Annotated in this window: 17 protein-coding genes; 11 read left to right on the top strand and 6 right to left on the bottom strand. The window is 72.5% G+C overall.

Features of this window, described 5'->3' with window-relative positions:
* The first annotated feature begins 7 nt into the window (after nucleotides 1–7).
* The 4 genes from ACQEVJ_RS09080 to ACQEVJ_RS09065 all read left to right on the top strand — a co-directional run bounded on the left by ACQEVJ_RS09080 (nucleotide 8) and on the right by ACQEVJ_RS09065 (nucleotide 4,760).
* Complete coding sequence (locus ACQEVJ_RS09080) at nucleotides 8–961, top strand: DNA polymerase domain-containing protein (RefSeq protein WP_433099112.1); 954 nt, start codon at nucleotides 8–10, stop codon at nucleotides 959–961.
* Nucleotides 962–998: 37 nt separating this feature from the next.
* The gene (locus ACQEVJ_RS09075; protein ID WP_433099109.1) at nucleotides 999–2,615 is read left to right on the top strand and encodes an MFS transporter; all 1,617 of its coding nucleotides are present in this window, start codon (nucleotides 999–1,001) and stop codon (nucleotides 2,613–2,615) included.
* Between the two features lie 18 nt (nucleotides 2,616–2,633).
* Nucleotides 2,634–3,242 (top strand): TetR/AcrR family transcriptional regulator, encoded by a 609-nt coding sequence (locus tag ACQEVJ_RS09070; RefSeq protein WP_433099107.1) that lies wholly within the window; start codon nucleotides 2,634–2,636, stop codon nucleotides 3,240–3,242.
* Nucleotides 3,243–3,470: 228 nt separating this feature from the next.
* Entirely contained in the window at nucleotides 3,471–4,760 is a 1,290-nt protein-coding gene (locus ACQEVJ_RS09065) for an erythromycin esterase family protein (RefSeq protein ID WP_433099105.1), read from the top strand.
* A 65-nt stretch (nucleotides 4,761–4,825) separates the two neighbouring features.
* Here ACQEVJ_RS09065 and ACQEVJ_RS09060 read toward each other — a convergent pair whose 3' ends face one another.
* A complete protein-coding gene (locus ACQEVJ_RS09060) occupies nucleotides 4,826–5,296 on the bottom strand; it encodes a response regulator (protein ID WP_433099103.1) in 471 nt (156 codons plus the stop codon).
* Between the two features lie 131 nt (nucleotides 5,297–5,427).
* On the bottom strand, nucleotides 5,428–6,252 hold the full coding sequence (locus ACQEVJ_RS09055; RefSeq protein ID WP_433099101.1) for an SAM-dependent methyltransferase: 825 nt from the start codon (nucleotides 6,250–6,252) through the stop codon (nucleotides 5,428–5,430).
* Between the two features lie 117 nt (nucleotides 6,253–6,369).
* Here ACQEVJ_RS09055 and ACQEVJ_RS09050 point away from each other — a divergent pair, with 117 nt between their 5' ends.
* Together ACQEVJ_RS09050 and ACQEVJ_RS09045 are read left to right on the top strand one after the other, a co-directional pair.
* Nucleotides 6,370–6,747, top strand: a complete 378-nt coding sequence (locus ACQEVJ_RS09050) for a VOC family protein (protein ID WP_433099099.1) — start codon at nucleotides 6,370–6,372, stop codon at nucleotides 6,745–6,747.
* 112 nt (nucleotides 6,748–6,859) lie between these two features.
* On the top strand, nucleotides 6,860–7,714 hold the full coding sequence (locus ACQEVJ_RS09045) for a hypothetical protein (protein ID WP_433099097.1): 855 nt from the start codon (nucleotides 6,860–6,862) through the stop codon (nucleotides 7,712–7,714).
* Nucleotides 7,715–7,722: 8 nt separating this feature from the next.
* On the opposite strand, the gene ACQEVJ_RS09040 is transcribed toward ACQEVJ_RS09045, so the two are convergent.
* Entirely contained in the window at nucleotides 7,723–8,586 is an 864-nt protein-coding gene (locus ACQEVJ_RS09040) for an aldo/keto reductase (protein WP_433099095.1), read from the bottom strand.
* Nucleotides 8,587–8,701: 115 nt separating this feature from the next.
* On the opposite strand from ACQEVJ_RS09040, the gene ACQEVJ_RS09035 reads away from it, so the two are divergent.
* The 3 genes from ACQEVJ_RS09035 to ACQEVJ_RS09025 all read left to right on the top strand — a co-directional run bounded on the left by ACQEVJ_RS09035 (nucleotide 8,702) and on the right by ACQEVJ_RS09025 (nucleotide 11,972).
* On the top strand, nucleotides 8,702–9,574 hold the full coding sequence (locus ACQEVJ_RS09035) for a LysR family transcriptional regulator (protein WP_433099093.1): 873 nt from the start codon (nucleotides 8,702–8,704) through the stop codon (nucleotides 9,572–9,574).
* Between the two features lie 103 nt (nucleotides 9,575–9,677).
* Nucleotides 9,678–9,821, top strand: a complete 144-nt coding sequence (locus tag ACQEVJ_RS09030; protein WP_433099091.1) for a hypothetical protein — start codon at nucleotides 9,678–9,680, stop codon at nucleotides 9,819–9,821.
* A 144-nt stretch (nucleotides 9,822–9,965) separates the two neighbouring features.
* Nucleotides 9,966–11,972 (top strand): ArnT family glycosyltransferase, encoded by a 2,007-nt coding sequence (locus tag ACQEVJ_RS09025; protein WP_433099089.1) that lies wholly within the window; start codon nucleotides 9,966–9,968, stop codon nucleotides 11,970–11,972.
* Between the two features lie 6 nt (nucleotides 11,973–11,978).
* Here the strand turns inward: ACQEVJ_RS09025 and ACQEVJ_RS09020 are convergent, their stop codons facing one another.
* The gene (locus ACQEVJ_RS09020; protein WP_433099087.1) at nucleotides 11,979–12,773 is read right to left on the bottom strand and encodes an inositol monophosphatase family protein; all 795 of its coding nucleotides are present in this window, start codon (nucleotides 12,771–12,773) and stop codon (nucleotides 11,979–11,981) included.
* Nucleotides 12,774–12,905: 132 nt separating this feature from the next.
* Between ACQEVJ_RS09020 and ACQEVJ_RS09015 the strand changes: the two genes are divergently transcribed.
* Nucleotides 12,906–14,504, top strand: coding sequence for a fatty acyl-CoA synthetase (locus ACQEVJ_RS09015; protein WP_433099086.1), 1,599 nt, complete (start codon nucleotides 12,906–12,908; stop codon nucleotides 14,502–14,504).
* Between the two features lie 33 nt (nucleotides 14,505–14,537).
* On the opposite strand, the gene ACQEVJ_RS09010 is transcribed toward ACQEVJ_RS09015, so the two are convergent.
* Both ACQEVJ_RS09010 and ACQEVJ_RS09005 read right to left on the bottom strand, forming a co-directional pair.
* Nucleotides 14,538–15,185: a protein-L-isoaspartate O-methyltransferase family protein gene (locus ACQEVJ_RS09010; RefSeq protein WP_433099084.1), complete on the bottom strand. Its 648-nt coding sequence runs from the start codon at nucleotides 15,183–15,185 to the stop codon at nucleotides 14,538–14,540.
* Nucleotides 15,186–15,274: 89 nt separating this feature from the next.
* Entirely contained in the window at nucleotides 15,275–15,841 is a 567-nt protein-coding gene (locus ACQEVJ_RS09005; RefSeq protein WP_433099082.1) for a cysteine hydrolase family protein, read from the bottom strand.
* 124 nt (nucleotides 15,842–15,965) lie between these two features.
* Between ACQEVJ_RS09005 and ACQEVJ_RS09000 the strand changes: the two genes are divergently transcribed.
* Entirely contained in the window at nucleotides 15,966–16,394 is a 429-nt protein-coding gene (locus tag ACQEVJ_RS09000) for an RrF2 family transcriptional regulator (protein WP_433099080.1), read from the top strand.
* The last annotated feature ends 16 nt before the right edge of the window (nucleotides 16,395–16,410 follow it).

The following is a 16,410-nucleotide window of genomic DNA, read 5'->3' as shown; positions in this document are numbered from 1 at the left end:
TGATCGGATGACCAGCGATGAGGCGCGCGACGGAGTCACGCTGACCAACCTCGACCAACCCCTGTTCGACGGCGCGGGCGCGACCAAGCGCGACCTGGTCGACTACCTGGACGCCGTCCACGACCGTGTCATCCCGGTGCTGCGCGACCGGCCGCTGTCCGTGGTGCGGGTGCGGCAGGGCCAGGCGCCGTTCATGCAGAAGAACGTGCCCTCCTACGCCCCGGATTTCGTGCGGACGGTCACCCTCTGGGCCGAGTCGTCACAGCGGCGGGTGTCGTACGCCCTGTGCGACGACCGGCGCACGCTGCTGTGGTTCGCCAACCAGAGGGCGGTGGAGTATCACCCCGCCCTCGTCCACGCCGGGGAGTGGGACCGGCCCACCCATCTCGTGCTCGACATCGACCCGCCGTCGGCCGAGGCGTTCCCTCAGGCCGTCGCCGCCGCCCGCCTGGTCGGCCGGGCGCTGGCCGACGCCGGCCTGTCGGGGGCGGTGAAGACCAGCGGCGCCAAGGGCCTGCACGTGTTCGTGCCGCTGGAGGCGCACACGACGGAGGACGTCGCCGCGGCCACCCGCGCGCTCGGCGTACACGCAGAACGCCTCGACCCCGCCCTCGCCACGACGGCGTTCATCCGGGAGGACCGCGGGGACAGGGTGTTCATCGACTCGACCCGGTCCGGCGGGGCGACCGTGGTGGCGGCCTACAGCCCGCGCGTACGGCCCGGCGTTCCCGTGTCGTTCCCGGTGGCCTGGGACGACCTGGACCGGATCACCGCCGGCGACTTCACCGTGCACACGGCGGCGGGGCTGCTGCGGGACGGCGACCCCTGGGCAGCGCTCATGCCGGAGCCCCAGCGACTCCCCCGCGACCTGATCGAGGAAGGCCACACGATCCCTGTCGCCCGCGTCCAGGCCATGCACGAGGGCAAGCGCCGCGCCCGCGCCCGTCGCGCCACCTCGTGAGGCAGGTTGGCGACATGCTGTTGCTATAGTTCGCGACATGCCGTCGCCAACATCGCGCCAAAGCTGGATCCCCCTCGTCGTGCTCGCCACGGGCGTGTCGATGGTCGTCATCGACGCGACGATCGTGAACGTGGCGGTGCCCGCGATCATCGCCGACCTGGGCCTCGGCGCCACCGACGTGGAGTGGGTCAACTCGATCTACTCGCTGATGTTCGCGGCGCTGCTCATCCCGTTCGGGAGGGCCGGCGACCGGTACGGCAGGCGCCGCCTGTTCGCCCTGGGTGTCGCGGTCTTCCTGCTGGCGAGCGTGCTGGCGGCGACGTCGGTGAACGGGCCCATGCTCATCGGCGTACGGGCCGTGCAGGGCGTGGGGGCGGCGATGGCCGTCCCGATGACCCTCGCGATCATCAACCGCGTCTACGTGGGCCGTCAGCGGGTGATCGCCTTCGCGGTGTGGGGGTCCATCATCGGCGGCATGGCCGCCGTCGGCCCACTGGTGGGGGGCTGGCTGGTCACCGAGCACGGCTGGCGGGCCGCGTTCTGGATCAACCTGCCCATCGGCGCGCTGCTCCTGCTCGGCTCGCTGCGAGTGCCCGAGTCGCGGGACGGTCACGCGGCGGGTGGCGACCTGGCCGGGCTCGTCCTCGCCGTACTCGGCACGACCGGCGTCGTCTTCGCGCTGATCGAGGGCCAGAAGTACGGCTGGCTGGAGCCGCGGCGGACCGCGGACCTCTTCGGCCTGCGGTTCGAGAGCATCTCCCCCGTGCCGTTCGCCTTCGGCGTCGGCATCCTCGCGCTGGTCGCCCTCGTCGTGCGCGAACGGCGGCGCGAGCGCGCCGGCCGGCCCGTGCTCGTCGACCTGACGCTGTTCGAGCTGCCGAGCTTCCGCTACGGCTCGATGGCGGCGGTGATCGTGGCGCTCGGCGAGTTCGGCATGATCCTCGTGCTGCCGCTCTTCCTGCAGTCCGCGCTCGACTACACCGCCTTCCGGGCCGGCCTCGTCATCGCCGCGCTGGCCCTCGGCACCTTCTTCGCGGGCGGGCTGGTCCCCCCGCTGTCGAAGACGCTGTCCCCGCGGACCATCGTGCGGATCGGCCTGGGCATGGAGGCCGTCGGCGCGGCCGGAATCGGCTTTTCCCTCGCGCCGGACATGACCGCCTTGCGGCCCGTGCCGTGGCTGCTCCTCTACGGCGCGGGCATCGGCTTCGCCACCGCGCAGCTCACCGGCGTCCTCATGGCCGACGTGCCGGCGCGCCTTTCCGGCGGCGCGTCCGCACTCCAGAGCACGGTCCGCCAGCTCGGCGCGGCGCTGGGGGTCGCCATCCTGGGCGGGGTGCTGGTGGCCGGGCTCGGCTCGGCCGTCGAGCGCGGGCTCGCCGACCGGCCCGAGCAGGTCCGCACGAGTGCGGCGCGCGCGGTCGAGGAGAGCGCCGGCGCCGCCATCCCCGCCCTCCGCGACCCGGTGATCCACGCGGCGGCGGTCGAGGCCGCCGCCGAGGCGACCCGCAGGGTCACGTTCATCACGGCGCTGGCGCTGCTGGCCGGAGTCGGTGTCACCTTCCTGCTCCCCCGCACACCGGCCGTCAGGGACGAGTCACCGGAGCGGGTCGCGGCGGGCGGGCCGGATACTGGAGGTCGCGACCCGGACATGTAGCGACCCTGGAGGGGAGAGATGCCGAGGATCAGCGCGGCGACCGTCGCGGATCACCGGGCCAACCAGCACGCCGCCCTGCTGGAGGCGGCGCGGGAGATCCTGGCCGCCGAGGGCGTGCACGCGCTCACCCCGGCGGCCGTCGGCGCCCGGATCGGCCTGGCCCGCTCCAGCGTCTACCGCTACTTCGCCTCCACCGCCGACATCCTGGCGCAGCTCGTGGAGGACGCCTTTCCCCGCTGGTCGGCCCGCCTGCACGCCGCCATCGCCCCCACCGCCGGCCCGGACGGCTCGCTGCCCGGCAGGATCCGCGCGTACGGCAGGGCCGCTCTCGACTTCGTCGGCAGCCCCGACTACGCGCTGATCCCGGCGCTCCAGGCGGTCGGGCTGCCGGGCGAGTGCCGGGTCCGGGTGGACGAGCTGCACGGCGCGCTGATCGCGCCGCTCGCCGACGCGCTGCGCGAGGCCGGGGCCGACCATCCGGCGCTGCGGGCCGAGCTGGCGTGGGGCGTGCTGCGGGCGGGGGCCCGCCGCCTCATGCCGGACGCGGCGGCACATGATGCGGAGCCCGTGGACGCGGAGGAGATCGTCGAGATCACCCTCGACGTGCTCACCCGCGCCCTGCACTGATCTCGGCCCGATTCTCGGACCTAGGCGGCACGTGAACGTGCGGGTCAGCGATGCCCTGGTGTCCATGCAGTAGCCTGCAGACATGTACACGGCGTTCCTCTCGCTCTGAACCTGGCTGGTTCGAACAGGCCAACCGGCGCCCTTTGAGGCTTCTGGAAGCCCGGCCTGTTCTTCGTGCTGCCTACGGGCAGCGGCATCTGATCCCAGCCTGCAGAGAAGAGAACTGCCGTGAACACCACCCCTACCACCGTGCCGACCACCTGGATCCGCCGGCACACCAACACCCTGACCAGCCTGGCCGCCGACGCTGACCTGGACGACCTCGAACCCCTGGGCCAGATCGTGGGCAATGCCCGCGTTGTGGCGGTAGGCGAGGGCGCGCACTTCGTGCAGGAGTTCTCCCAGGTGCGCCAGCGGGTGCTGCGCTTCCTGGCAGAGCGGTGCGGCTTCACCGTCTTCGCCTTCGAGTACTCCTTCGCCGCCGCCGACGATCTGGACGCCTGGCTGCACGGCCACGACGACCGCCCGCTGGAGCAGGTGGCCCCGGCCGCGGCCGGGTGGGGAGCGGCCGACCTGATGGCCGGGTTGCGCGAGCACAACACCACCAGCCCCGCTCCGTTGCGGTTCGTGGGCGTGGACGTGCCCGAGGCCGGCGGCGCGCTGCGGCCGGTTCTGGAGCCGCTTGCAGACATCCTGGCCGTGACCGACCCGGAGTCCGAGGCCCTGGTCCTCCGGGCCATCACGATCAGCGACGAGTTCCTGGCCGGACTCGGCTCGGGCGCCGCGGCGGCCCCGGCCTGGGCGGGCCTGCCGATCGCATCCCAGAACGAGCTGACCGCACTCCTGGCACGCCTGGAGCTGCGCCTGGGCGCGGTGGGCCCGCTGATGACCGACCGCGCGCAGGCCGGACTGGTCCACCGCGCCGAGCGACTGCTGGCCGGAGCGCGGGCCACGGACTACATGTTCGGGGCAGGCAACGACCTCTATTCCGGAAAGGGCAAGACCGCGGACTTGTCGGTGCGCGACCGCTACATGGCCGAGACTCTGGCCTGGCATCTGCGCGAGGCCGGTCCCGAGGCGAAGGTCGTGATCGCAGCGCACAACAACCACATCCAGAAGACGGCCAACGTCTTCGACGGACAGGTCACCGCGCTGCCGATGGGCCGGCACCTGGCGGGCATGCTCGGGACCGACTACGTCTCGGTGGCCGTCACCCACACTGACCAGTGCGTGCCCGAGATGATCCCAGCCCCCTCGCTGCCGGTGGGCTTCCGACTGCAGGACACCCCTGCGGCAGAGCCTGTGCCGGGCAGCATCGAGCACGCCCTGGCACAGGCCGAACTCGCCGGCCAGGCCACGCTTACCGATTTGCGCCAGACCCCGCGCGATGCTCAGGGCGGGAGTCTGCTGAGCAGCATCCGCACGCAGTCGTCGGTGATGCTCACCGACCTGAGGGCCGCGTTCGACGCGGTGGTCTCGGTGCCCACCGTCACCCGGGACCTGACGGTCTCCTTCTGATCCGACCCGCACCACCGAGTCGGGCGAACACCTGCGGGCGTCGCGCCGGTCCCGGTGTGCTGTCCTCACCCCGCCGCGCGGGGTGAGGACACGGTCGTGCCCTTCGCGCCTCGTCCTCGCGCCACCAGTACCTGGCCGACCAGCATTCGGAGGACGCCGTCATCGACCTCCTCGGCCGCCGGCCGGATCCGGCGCAGGATCGCCCGCAGCCGCAGGACCACCTCGTCCAGGCTGAAGGGTTTGGTGACATAGTCGTCCCCGCCCGCGGTGAGGCCGGCGATGCGGTCCGCCACCGCGTCCCTGGCGGTGAGGAACAACACCAGCGGGCTGTCGGAGGCCTCACCCAGCCGGCGCGCGATCGTGAACCCGTCGATGTCGGGCAACATCACGTCGAGCACGATGATGTCGGGCCGCTCGCGCGCCACCTCATCCAGGGTCTGCCACCCGTTCGCGGCTGTGCGTACAGCGAAACCGTGGAGCTGGAGCGCCTCGGACAGCAGGTCGCGGATACCGGGTTCGTCGTCGACGACCAGCACGCTTGCTGGGGGTCGGTTGCGTGCACGAAGCCAGTTCTACGACCACACCGATAAGGAGGCGGTTAGACGCGTGCGGAGCGCTGCGTTCCCGGCCGTGGCCCGCTACCGGATCCGTCCGCGGTTCTCCATCCTCACGGCTTGCGGGCGACGGCTCCCAGAATGCCGGAGTGGCCCGGGTCCGTCGGCACCTCCCAGGGGACGTCGGGCCGCCACGCCTGCACAGGGACCAGGCCGGGCTCCAGGATCTCCAGCCCGTCGAAGTACGACGTGATCCGCGCCAGCGACCGGCCCGCCAGCCCGCCGGAGGCGGTCGCCGAGTAGACCTGCTTGCTCGCCTCGACGACCTCCTCCTGGATGTCGCCCTTGTAGATGTGCGACAGCACCAGGTGGCCGCCCGGGACCAGCCGTTCCCGTATCTCCGCCACGATGCGGGCGGCGGTCTCGTCCTCGGTCACGAAGTGCAGCACCGAGACCAGGAGGACGGCGAACGGCCGGGTGAAGTCGATATGGGCCCGCACCGCCGGGTCGTCCAGGATGGCGCCGGGGTCGCGCAGGTCGCCGCTCATGACCACCGTGTCCGGGTTGTCGGCCAGCAGCGCCCGCGCGTGGACGAGGACCACCGGGTCGTTGTCCACGTACACGACCCGCGATCCCGGGGCGTGCCGCTGCGCGACCTGGTGGACGTTCTCCTGCGTCGGCAGCCCGGCGCCGATGTCGATGAACTGGGTGACGCCCGACTCGGCCAGGTGCCGTACGGCACGGCCGAGGAAGCCTCGGTTCTCCCTTGCGATCTCCCGCCCGTCGTTGCCCATCTGACGGCCGATGGCGAGCATCTTCTCTGCGGCCTCCCGGTCGGCCGGGAAGTTGTCCTTGCCGCCCAGGTAGTAGTCGTACATCCGGGCGACGCTGGGGACGGTGGGATCGATGCCCGCCGGTGCCTGTTCGAGATCGTCCATGCGTCCGCTCCTCGCCGATGGGATCGCTCCCACGGATTCTATGGCCATGAAGATCATCCCCTGAGATTCGCCCGCGGGCAATCGGGCAGCGGCACGATGACGGTCTCAGGAGGACGAATGACGCCGCGCATGACCCTGTCGGCGGCGGTGCTCAACGCACCCGACGCACGCGAACTGGCGGCCTTCTACCAGCGGCTGCTGGGCTGGCCGATCGACTCCGACGAGCCCGGATGGGTGACGATGCACCCGCCCGGTGGCGGAACGGGCCTGTCGTTCCAGACCGAGAAGCTGTACGAGCGGCCCGCGTGGCCCGCGGAGCCCGGGGAGCAGCAGATGATGCTTCACCTGGACATCGAGGTGGACGATCTCGACACGGCCGGGGCCCACGCCGTCGAGGCGGGCGCGACCCTCGCCGACCACCAGCCGCAGGACGACGTGCGGGTCTACCTCGATCCGGCGGGGCATCCGTTCTGTCTCTGGATCAGGACGGACTGACCTGCACCCTGATGATCTGGCGGCGAGCACGGCGGGCGTGTGAAAGCGGATTAATGCGGCCGACATTCCACGGACGGTGACCGCGTAACAACGCCTGGTCAGACTGCCGGGTATGAGCGAACCGAGAAATGCCGCCGACGGGGGCGGGCACGCGTCTCCCGGCCCGCATCACCGGCACCCGTATCACCGGCACCACGGTGTCCGGTCCTGGCGTCGGGAAATCGCGGAGCTGGCCGCGCTCTTCCTCGCCGTCGGCGTCGCCCACCTGCTCACCACTTTGCTCGGCCACCGGGACCCCGGCCCGGTGGTCCTCGTCGGCCTCGGCCTGGCGCTGATCCTCGGCTCGGCCGTGCACAGGCGGCTGTCGGCTTCGGGAGGCGTACGACCGCGCGCCCCCGTCGGGGCGGAGCAGCCCACGAGCCTGTGGCGGGTGCGGGCCAGGGTCGCCGAGCGCCCCGGCCGCCTCGCCGCGCTCGCCGGGGCGTTCGCCCGGCTGCGCTGCAACATCCTCGCGCTGCAGATCGCGCCCGCGGGCAGCGCGGCGATGACGCCGGGAGGCTGCGACGCCCTGGACGAGTTCATCGTCGAGGCCCCGGCCTCGCTCACGCCCCTCGACCTGCGGCGTGCGGTCGACCGGGCCGGCGGGGCGGACGCCGTCATCGTCCCCGCCCAGGTCAGGGACCTCATCGACCCCGGAATCCAGGCGCTGCTGCTGGGCCGGCGCGTACGGGACGACCCGGGCGAGCTGGTCGCGGCCATGACCGAGCTGCTGCGCACGGCGGACATCCGCCGGCAGGATCCCGGCGAGCCGGCTCCCGAGGGAGGACCGACCGTGATGACCGTTCCCGTGCCCGCAGGCGGCGTGCTGGTGGCGCGGCGGCCGGACCTGCCGTTCACGCCGACCGAGACGGCGCGGGCCACCGCGCTGGCCGCGGCGGCCCGGCACCGTCAGTGGGCGGACGAGTGAGGTAGTCCTCAGCCCGCCGCGTCGAGCCGGGCGAGCTCCTCGGGCGACAGCTCCAGGTCGACCGCCTTCACGGAGTCGAGGATCGTCTCCGGCCGCGACGAGCCCGGGATCGGGATCACCACCGGCGCCTTGGCCAGCATCCAGGCCAGGCAGACCTGCTGCGGGCTCACGTTGTGGGCCCGCGCCACCTCCGCGAACGGCGCGAAGCGCGAGCCCAGCTCGCCCGCCCTGGAGATGCCGCCGAGCGGGCTCCAGGGCAGGAACGCGATGCCCATCTCCGCGCACAGCTCCAGCTCCGGCTCGCTGGAGCGGAAGGCCGGCGAGAACTGGTTCTGCACGCTGACCAGACGGCCGCCGAGGATGTCGTTGGACTGGCGGATCTGCTCGGGGTTCGCGTTCGAGATGCCGGCGTAGCGGATCTTGCCCGCGTCCAGCAGGTCGCGGATCGCCCCGACCGAGTCCTCGTACGGCACCTGCGGGTCGGGCCGGTGGAACTGGTAGAGGCCGATCGCGTCGACGCCCAGCCGCTTGAGCGAGGCGTCGCACGCCTGCTTGAGGTGGTCGGGCGAGCCGTTGAGCGTCCATGAGCCGTCACCCGGGCGCAGGTGCCCGCCCTTGGTGGCGACCAGCACGTCCGAGGTGTCACCGTCGTAGCTCGCCAGAGCCTTGGCGATCAGCGTCTCGTTGTGGCCCACCTCGTCCGCGTGCAGGTGGTAGGCGTCGGCCGTGTCGATCAGCGTCACCCCGGCGTCCAGCGCCGCGTGGATGGTCGCGATGGAGCGCTGCTCGTCGGGCCGCCCCTCGATGGACATCGGCATGCCCCCGAGACCGATCGCGCCGACCTGCACGTCACCGATGCGGCGAGTCCGCATGGAAGATCCTCCTTTGAAGGACACAGATCAGAGTTATGTGTCCTATCCTGCGAACCCGGCATTAAGCCGTCCAACAGAAGATTTCGATCGCATTGAGCAGCGTGGGTGATGAGCGGTGGAGCTGCGGCAGCTCAGGTACTTCGTGGCGGTCGCCGAGGAGAGCCACTTCACCCGGGCGGCCGAGCGCCTGCACATCGCTCAGTCGGGCCTGTCGGCGTCCATCCGCGCGCTCGAACGCGAGCTGAGCGCCGAGCTGTTCCGGCGCAACACCCGGCAGGTGCGGCTCACGCCCGAGGGCCGGGCGCTGCTGGTGGAGGCCAGGCGGGCGCTCGCGGCGAGCGACGCGGCCCGTGACGCCGTGGCCGCCGTCCAGGGCCTGCTGCGCGGATCGCTGTCCATCGGCTCGCTGCAGTGCCTGCACGCGGTGGACCTGCCGGCGGTGCTCGCCGGGTTCGTGGCGGCCCATCCCGGCCTCGACATCCGGCTGCGCCACGGCGGCTCGGGCGAGCTGGTCGAGCAGGTGCGCGAGGGCCGCCTCGACCTCGCCCTGGTGTCCCGCCCGGCGCGCGAGCCCGACGACGTCGTGGTGACCCCTCTCGCGGCCGAGCCGCTCGTGCTGGCCTGCGCGCCGGGGCACCCGCTGGCCGCACACGGGAGGGTGGGGCTGGAGGCGCTGCGGGGCGAGCGGTTCGTGGACTTCCCGCCGGACTGGGGCACCCGGACGCGGGCCGACGAGGCGCTCGCCGCCGCCGGCGTCGACCGGCACGTCGCCCTGGAGGTCACCGACGTCCACTCCCTCCTCGACCTTGTGGGGAACGGCCTCGGCGTCGCCCTGGTCCCGCGGTCGTTCTCGGCGAAGACCGGCCGCGTGCGCTTCCCGGAGCTCGCCGACCCGGCTCCGATATGGGAGACCGTGGCGGTGAGCGGAGCGCCCGGCGGCGCCGCGGCGGCGGCGCTACTGGACGAGATCCACCTCGCCGCCCGATAGTTTTCTAGTCAAAAATCACCCAAGTTGGTATATAACACCTCATAAGGCTTTGGGGTTCGGCCCTGGGCCCCCCGAACAGCCGACGACCACGAAGGCGACCCTTATGAGCGTGCACGTCCACGTCCGCCTCAACGACGGTTACGCCGTCACGGAGGACGGACAGCTGCTGGAGCGGAGCAGTTGCCACTGCGGCGCCTCGTGGGAGACGGCCTACCGGGTGGACGAGGGCGAGCCCGAGAGCATCTGAGCCACCGGGATCCCGGCGGCTCGGGGCCCCGCGGCCGGGACTGCGGGCGGCTTCCTTCATCGGATCCTCATGCAGATCTCAGCGGAGGCCGAGACGCGCTTCCTAGCGTCGTGAGACGACGACACGACGCGAAGGACGATCCCGGTGACCGTTGACACACTCCGCCCGCCCCGGCCGGCCGTGGGAGCCGTACCCCGCCGGGCTCCCGCCCGGCTCGCCCCGGCCGTGCTGCTCGCCGCCACGGCGGTGCTGTACGTCTGGGGGCTCGGCGCCTCCGGCTGGGCCAACTCCTTCTACTCGGCGGCCGTCCAGGCGGGCAGCGAGAGCTGGGCGGCCTTCTTCTTCGGCGCCTCCGACGCGGCCGGCGCAATCACCGTGGACAAGACGCCCGCCGCGCTGTGGCCGATGGCCCTCAGCGTGCGGATCTTCGGGCTGAACTCCTGGAGCATCCTGCTCCCCCAGGCGCTGATGGGCACGGCCGCTGTGGGCGTGCTGTACGCCACCGTCCGCCGCCGCTTCCCCGTCTGGGCGGCGCTGCTGGCGGGCGCGGTCATGGCGCTGACCCCGGTGGCGGTGCTGATGTTCCGGTTCAACAACCCCGACGCGCTGCTGGTGCTGCTGCTCACGCTGGCGGCGTACTGCCTGGTGCGGGCGCAGGAGAAGGCGGACACCCGCTGGCTGGTCCTCGCCGGGCTCTGCGTCGGCACCGGGTTTCTGGCCAAGATGCTCCAGGCGTTCCTCGTGCTGCCGGGCTTCGCGCTCGTCTACCTGGTCGCGGCTCCGGCGAGCCTGCGCCGGCGGCTCGGCCAGCTCGCCCTCGCGGGCCTGGCCGTCCTCGTGTCGGCCGGATGGTGGCCGGCGATCGTCGCGGCGATCCCCGCGGGCTCCCGGCCGTACATCGGGGGGTCGCAGGACGACAGCGTGCTTGAGCTCGCGCTCGGCTACAACGGTCTGGGCCGGCTCAACGGCGACGAGGCCGGCGGCCTCGGCAACACCAACCAGCAGGCCGGGCTGCTGCGCCTGTTCGACACCGAGGTGGGCGGGCAGATCTCCTGGCTGCTGCCCGCGGCGCTCATCCTGCTGGTGGCCGGGCTGTGGCTGCTGCGCCGCGCGCCGCGCACCGACCCGGCCCGCGCCGCGCTCGGCGTGTGGGGCGGCTGGCTGCTGGTGACCGGCCTGATCTTCAGCCTGATGCAGGGGATCTTCCACGCGTACTACACGGTCGCGCTGGCCCCGCCCGTCGCCGCGCTCGTGGGCATGGGCGCGGCCCTGCTGTGGGAGCGCAGGCACCGCCCCGCCGTCGTCGTCACGCTCGCGGCGACCGTGGTGGTGACCGCCTGGTGGGCTTCGGTGCTGCTGTCGCGCACGTCCGGCCGGCTCCCCTGGCTGGCGCTGGCGGTCCCAGCCGCCGGCGCGGTCGTCGCCGCGGCGATCCTCGCCCTGCGGCGGGCGCGGGTGCGGCTGTTCGCCACGGCCGCCGTCGCCGGGCTCGTGGCCTGCCTGGCCGGCCCGGCGGCGTACGCGGTGGAGACGGCGGCGACTCCGCACACGGGCGCCATCCCGTCGGCGGGCCCGAGTGGCTTCGGCGGACCAGGCGGCTTCGGCGCGCGCGGGGCCTCAGGGCGGGGCGGCTTCAACGGCGGTCCGCGTGGCGCGTTCCCCGGCCGGCCCGGTCAGGGCGGACTCCCCGGCGGGTTCGGCGGCGGGCGCGGCATGGGCGGCCCCGGAGGCGGCGGCCCGGGAGGCGGCCCGGGAGGTGGTGCGGCCGGCTGGCTGCTGAACGCGGCGACGCCCGGCGCCGAGGTCACCGCGCTGCTGTCCGCGGACGCGGGACACTACACGTGGGTCGCGGCGACCGTCGGCTCCAACAACGCGGCCGGATATCAGCTGGCCACCGAGGAGCCCGTCATGGCCGTCGGAGGCTTCAACGGCACCGATCCCGCGCCCACGCTGGCGCGATTCCAGCAGTACGTCGCCGAGGGACGGATCCACTACTTCATCGGCACGGGCATGGGCCGCGGCGCGACGAGCGGCAGCGACGAGGCAACCCGGATCGCCGCGTGGGTGCAGGAGACCTTCGAGCCGAAGACCGTGGACGGCGTCACGGTCTTCGACCTCACCACCGCGGCCACGTCGTCAACGGCCGCCTGACCGTGCTCACCGATCGGCGCGAGCGATGATCTCCAGCAACGCGGTGTGCGTCTCCCGGTCGGCCGCCACGACAAGCCCGCCCGCGCCAGTGTGAAGTGGCTCGCCGTGGATGCCGGTCACCACGCATCCGGCGGCCTCGCACAACGCGATCCCGCTCGCGAAGTGCACGCTGTCGCGCAGATGGCCGTCGGTGACGTACGCGGCGCGCCGGCCGGCGGCGACCCACGCCACCGCCAGGGTGGTGGAGACGACTCGCGGGCGGAAACGCTCGATGAAGCCCGGGTCGGCGAGGAGCCGGGCGGCCTGGAAGGCCGGTGCGTTCGGGAACGGCGGGTCGAGGTTGACGTCCACCAGCCGCGAGTCGGCCGACGGCGTGAGCCGCTCGTCCACATCGTCGCGGCGGACGTACGCGTGAGCGCCGTCCGTCCAGAACACCTCGCCCGCGAACGGGTCGGCACAGGCCGCCGCCGTGATGCCGGAGCCCACGCGCAGGGCGACGTTCACCGCGACGAGCATGCTGCGCGCGGCGTAGTTCAGCGTGCCGCACAGGGGATCGACCAGCCACATGCGCTCGGCGCCGTCCCGCCCGGTGCGGCCGCTTTCCTCGCCCGTCACGGCGTCGTCCGGACGAGCCGTGCGAATGACGTCGAGGATGGCCTTCTCGGCTTCGATGTCCGCCACCGTGGCGAAGTCATCCGCGGTTTTCGCGAAGCGCGCCAGCGACGTGCCGAACATGGCGCGCACGACGGCGGCTCCGGCTTGCGCCGCCGTCAGGGCCAGTTCCTCATCCGTGATCGACACGAGAACAGGACTACCACGCCGATCCGGGGGCGGCGGCACCCGCTCCCGGCCGTCGTGGGGAGAGCCGGGGGCGGCCCTCTCCCCAAGGCGATCGGTTCTCACTAGGCTGATCCAGAAGTTTCCTCTGTTCTGGTGTTGGAGCCGCTCATGTCCCCCGCCTCGCCGGATGTCGCCCTCGCCCGCCGCCAGTCGCTCGCGGACCTGCTCCGGCGCTCCGCCCGGCGGCACCCCGGCCGCCTGGCCGTGGCGGACGCCGCGCAGGTTCGCACGTACGCGGAGCTCGACGAGGACGTGACGCGGGTGGCGGGCGCGCTGGCCGCCCGGGGCGTACGTCCCGGGGACCGCGTGGCGGTGCTGTCGCGCAACAGCGTGGACTACGTGCGGACCATCTTCGGCGTGGCCCGCGCCGGGGCCGTCCTCGTGCCGATCAACTTCATGCTCGGCGCCGACGAGATCGCCTACGTCCTGTCCCACTCCGGCGCGGTCGCGCTGATCGCGCAGGACGCCCTGCTGCCGGTGGCGCGGGACGCGGCCAAGCGGGCCGACGGGCTGCGGCTGCGGATGGTGTACGGCCCGGCGCCTGAGGAGGGCTGGGAGCCGTTCGACTCGTTGCTGCAGGAGGACGTGCCCGAGCCGGTCGTGCCGATCGGGCCCGACGACCCCGCGCAGATCCTCTACACCTCGGGCACGGAGTCACGCCCGAAGGGCGCCGTGCTGTCCCACGCCGCGCTGATCGCCCAGTACGCGAGCTGCGTCATCGACGGCGGCATGACCCGCGACGACGTCGAGCTGCACGCGATGCCGCTGTTCCACTGCGCCCAGCAGCACTGCTTCCTGGTGCCGGACATCCAGCTCGGCGCCTCCAGCCACATCCTCCCCGGAGCCGACCCCGCCGCCGTGCTGGAGGCGATCGAGCGCCACGGGGTGACCAAGTTCTTCGCGCCGCCCACGGTGTGGATCTCGCTGCTGCGCCACCCGGACTTCGACCGGCGCGACCTGTCCTCGCTGCGCAAGGGCTACTACGGCGCCGCGATCATGCCGGTCGAGGTGCTGAGGGAGATCGGCGAGCGGCTGCCGGACGTGCGCCTGTGGAACTTCTACGGCCAGACCGAGATGGCGCCGGTCGCGGTGATGCTGCAGCCGGAGGACCAGATCCGCAAGGCGGGCTCGGCCGGCCAGGCCGCCCTGAACGTCGAGACCCGGGTGGTGGACGCCGACGGGAACGACGTCCCTCCCGGGGAGATCGGGGAGATCGTGCACCGCAGCCCGCACGCGATCCTCGGCTACCTGGACGACCCCGAGAAAACCGCCGAGGCGTACCGGGGCGGCTGGTTCCACTCGGGCGACCTCGGCGTGATGGACGAGGAGGGCTACCTCACGGTCGTCGACCGGATCAAGGACATGATCAAGACCGGCGGGGAGAACGTCGCCAGCCGCGAGGTGGAGGAGGTCGTCTACGAGCACCCGGCGGTCGCGGAGGTGGCCGTCGTCGGGGTCCGTCACCCGAGCTGGATCGAGGCGGTCGTCGCGATCGTGGTGACCAAGCCGGGCGTGACCGTCACCGAGGAGGAGCTGCGGGCCCACGTCCGCGCCCGGCTCGCCGCGTTCAAGGTGCCCAAGGCCGTCGCGTTCGTGGACGCGCTGCCGAAGAACCCAAGCGGCAAGATCCTCAAGCGTGAGCTCCGCGACCACCACGCCGCCCTCGCCGACCGCATCCCCGGCACCCGCTGAGCCTCTGCCGTCGAGCGTGCGGCCTCCGGGACGTCAGGAGGGGTAGCCATAGCGGCCGTGGAGGCGGACGAAGCGGGCCAGCGTGAGGACCTGGCGCGGTTCGAGGCCGATGACCGTGCGCTCGAACAGCACGACCTCCTCCCGGCCGCCCGTGCCGATGGGCTGCACCAGACGTCCGCCGAGCCGCAGCTGCTCGACCAGCGGCGCGGGCACCGTGGGGAAGGCGGCCGAGACGATCACAGCGTCGTAAGGGGCGTGCTCGAGCACCCCCTGGCCGCCGTCGCCGACGAGCACCTCCGCGTTGCGGATGCCCTGCCGGGCGAGGTTGCGGCGCGCGCCGCGTACGAGGTCGGGCCACAGCTCGACGCTGACCACGTCGGCGGCCATGCGGGCGAGCAACGCGGTCTGGTATCCGAGACCGCTGCCGACCTCCAGCACGTGCTCCCCGCCGGTGAGTCCCAGTCCCTCGATCATCGTCGCCGACAGCGACGGCTGGGTGGTCACCTGCCCGTGCGCGATGGGGATCGGCACGTCCTCGTACGCGTGGGCCATGTGCTCGGTGGGGACGAAACCGGCTCTCGGGGTCGAGCGCACGGCCTGGAGCAGGCGCTCGTCACGCACGCCCACCTCCCGGACGGCCCGGACGAGGTCTTCGGGACAGGCGGCTGCGGTCACGTCCACCACGCTCACGTTCGACGCTGAGCGGCGCCGTCTCCCCACCCGCGCGGCCCGCTCACTCCGGGTGATGCCCCCTCAGCCGCGCCGGAACCTCAGCCCGCGTCGGCGGCGAAGGTCACCTCCGCCGTGCCGACCGTCCCCGCACTGCGGCCGGGGGCGCTCTGCCACTGCCAGTAGAGGTTCGTGTGCGCGATCACCTGCTCCGGGGCCGGCGCGCCGTAGGCGGTGAGGTCCTCGGTGGTGTGCGCGTCGCCGACCAGCGTCACGTCGTAGCCCCGGACGAAGGCCCCGTGGAGGGTCGAGCGGATGCACGCGTCGGTCTGGGCTCCCGTGACGACGAGCCGGCCCACCCCGCGCTCGGCGAGCAGCGCCTCCAGTTCGGTGGCCTCGAACGAGTCGCCGTACCTCTTGTGGACGAGCGGCTCGGCGTCCTGGCGGGCCAGCTCCGGCACGTACTGCCAGTTCTCGCTGTCCCGCTGGAGATCGTGGTCGTCGGAGTGCTGCACCCAGATCACCGGCACGTCCTCCGCGCGCGCCTTGCCGACCAAGGTGTCGATGTTCGCGATCACGGCGTCGCGGTTGGGGGCGCCTGCCACCACCCCGTTCTGGACGTCGATGACCAGCAGCGCGGTGTTCGGGCGATCAGCCAGGGTCGTCATGGGGGTTCCCGTTCTCGTCGCGGATCCTGTGCCGCCCCACCCTAGAACCGGCCACCGACAACTTGGCCCGCGCACGAATCACCCCAAATTGGAGTGCTACATGCCGATTTGCTAGCGTCAAAGTGTGCGGTTGACGAAGTTCACGGACCTGGCCATGCGCGTCACCATGCGCCTGGCGGTCCTGGAACCGGGGGCGTCGCTCACCACCCGCCAGGTGGCCGACGCGATGGTGATCCCCTACAACCACACCGCCAAGGCCATCGCCCGCCTGCAGCACCTGGGCGTCGTGGAGGCCCGCCGGGGACGCGGGGGCGGCCTGGAGCTGACCGAGTTCGGCCGTACGGCCTCGGTCGGCTGGCTGGTCCGCGAGCTGGAAGGAGAGGAGGAGGTCGTCACCTGCGAGGGGGAGATCCCCTGTCCGCTGCGGGCCGCCTGCAACCTGCGCGGCGCACTGCGCGCGGCACAGCAGGCCTTCTACGCCTCCCTCGACCCGCTCACCGTGGATCAGCTGGCCTCCGCGTCGTCGAGGCCGGTGCTGCTCAGCCTCTCCTGACCTGCATGGATAGGAA

It is taken from the genome of Microbispora sp. CA-102843 (assembly GCF_050936215.1).
Classification (GTDB): Bacteria; Actinomycetota; Actinomycetes; order Streptosporangiales; family Streptosporangiaceae; genus Microbispora.
The sequence above is the reverse complement of the archived record's forward strand: the minus strand, read 5'-3'. Positions and strand labels throughout refer to the sequence as shown.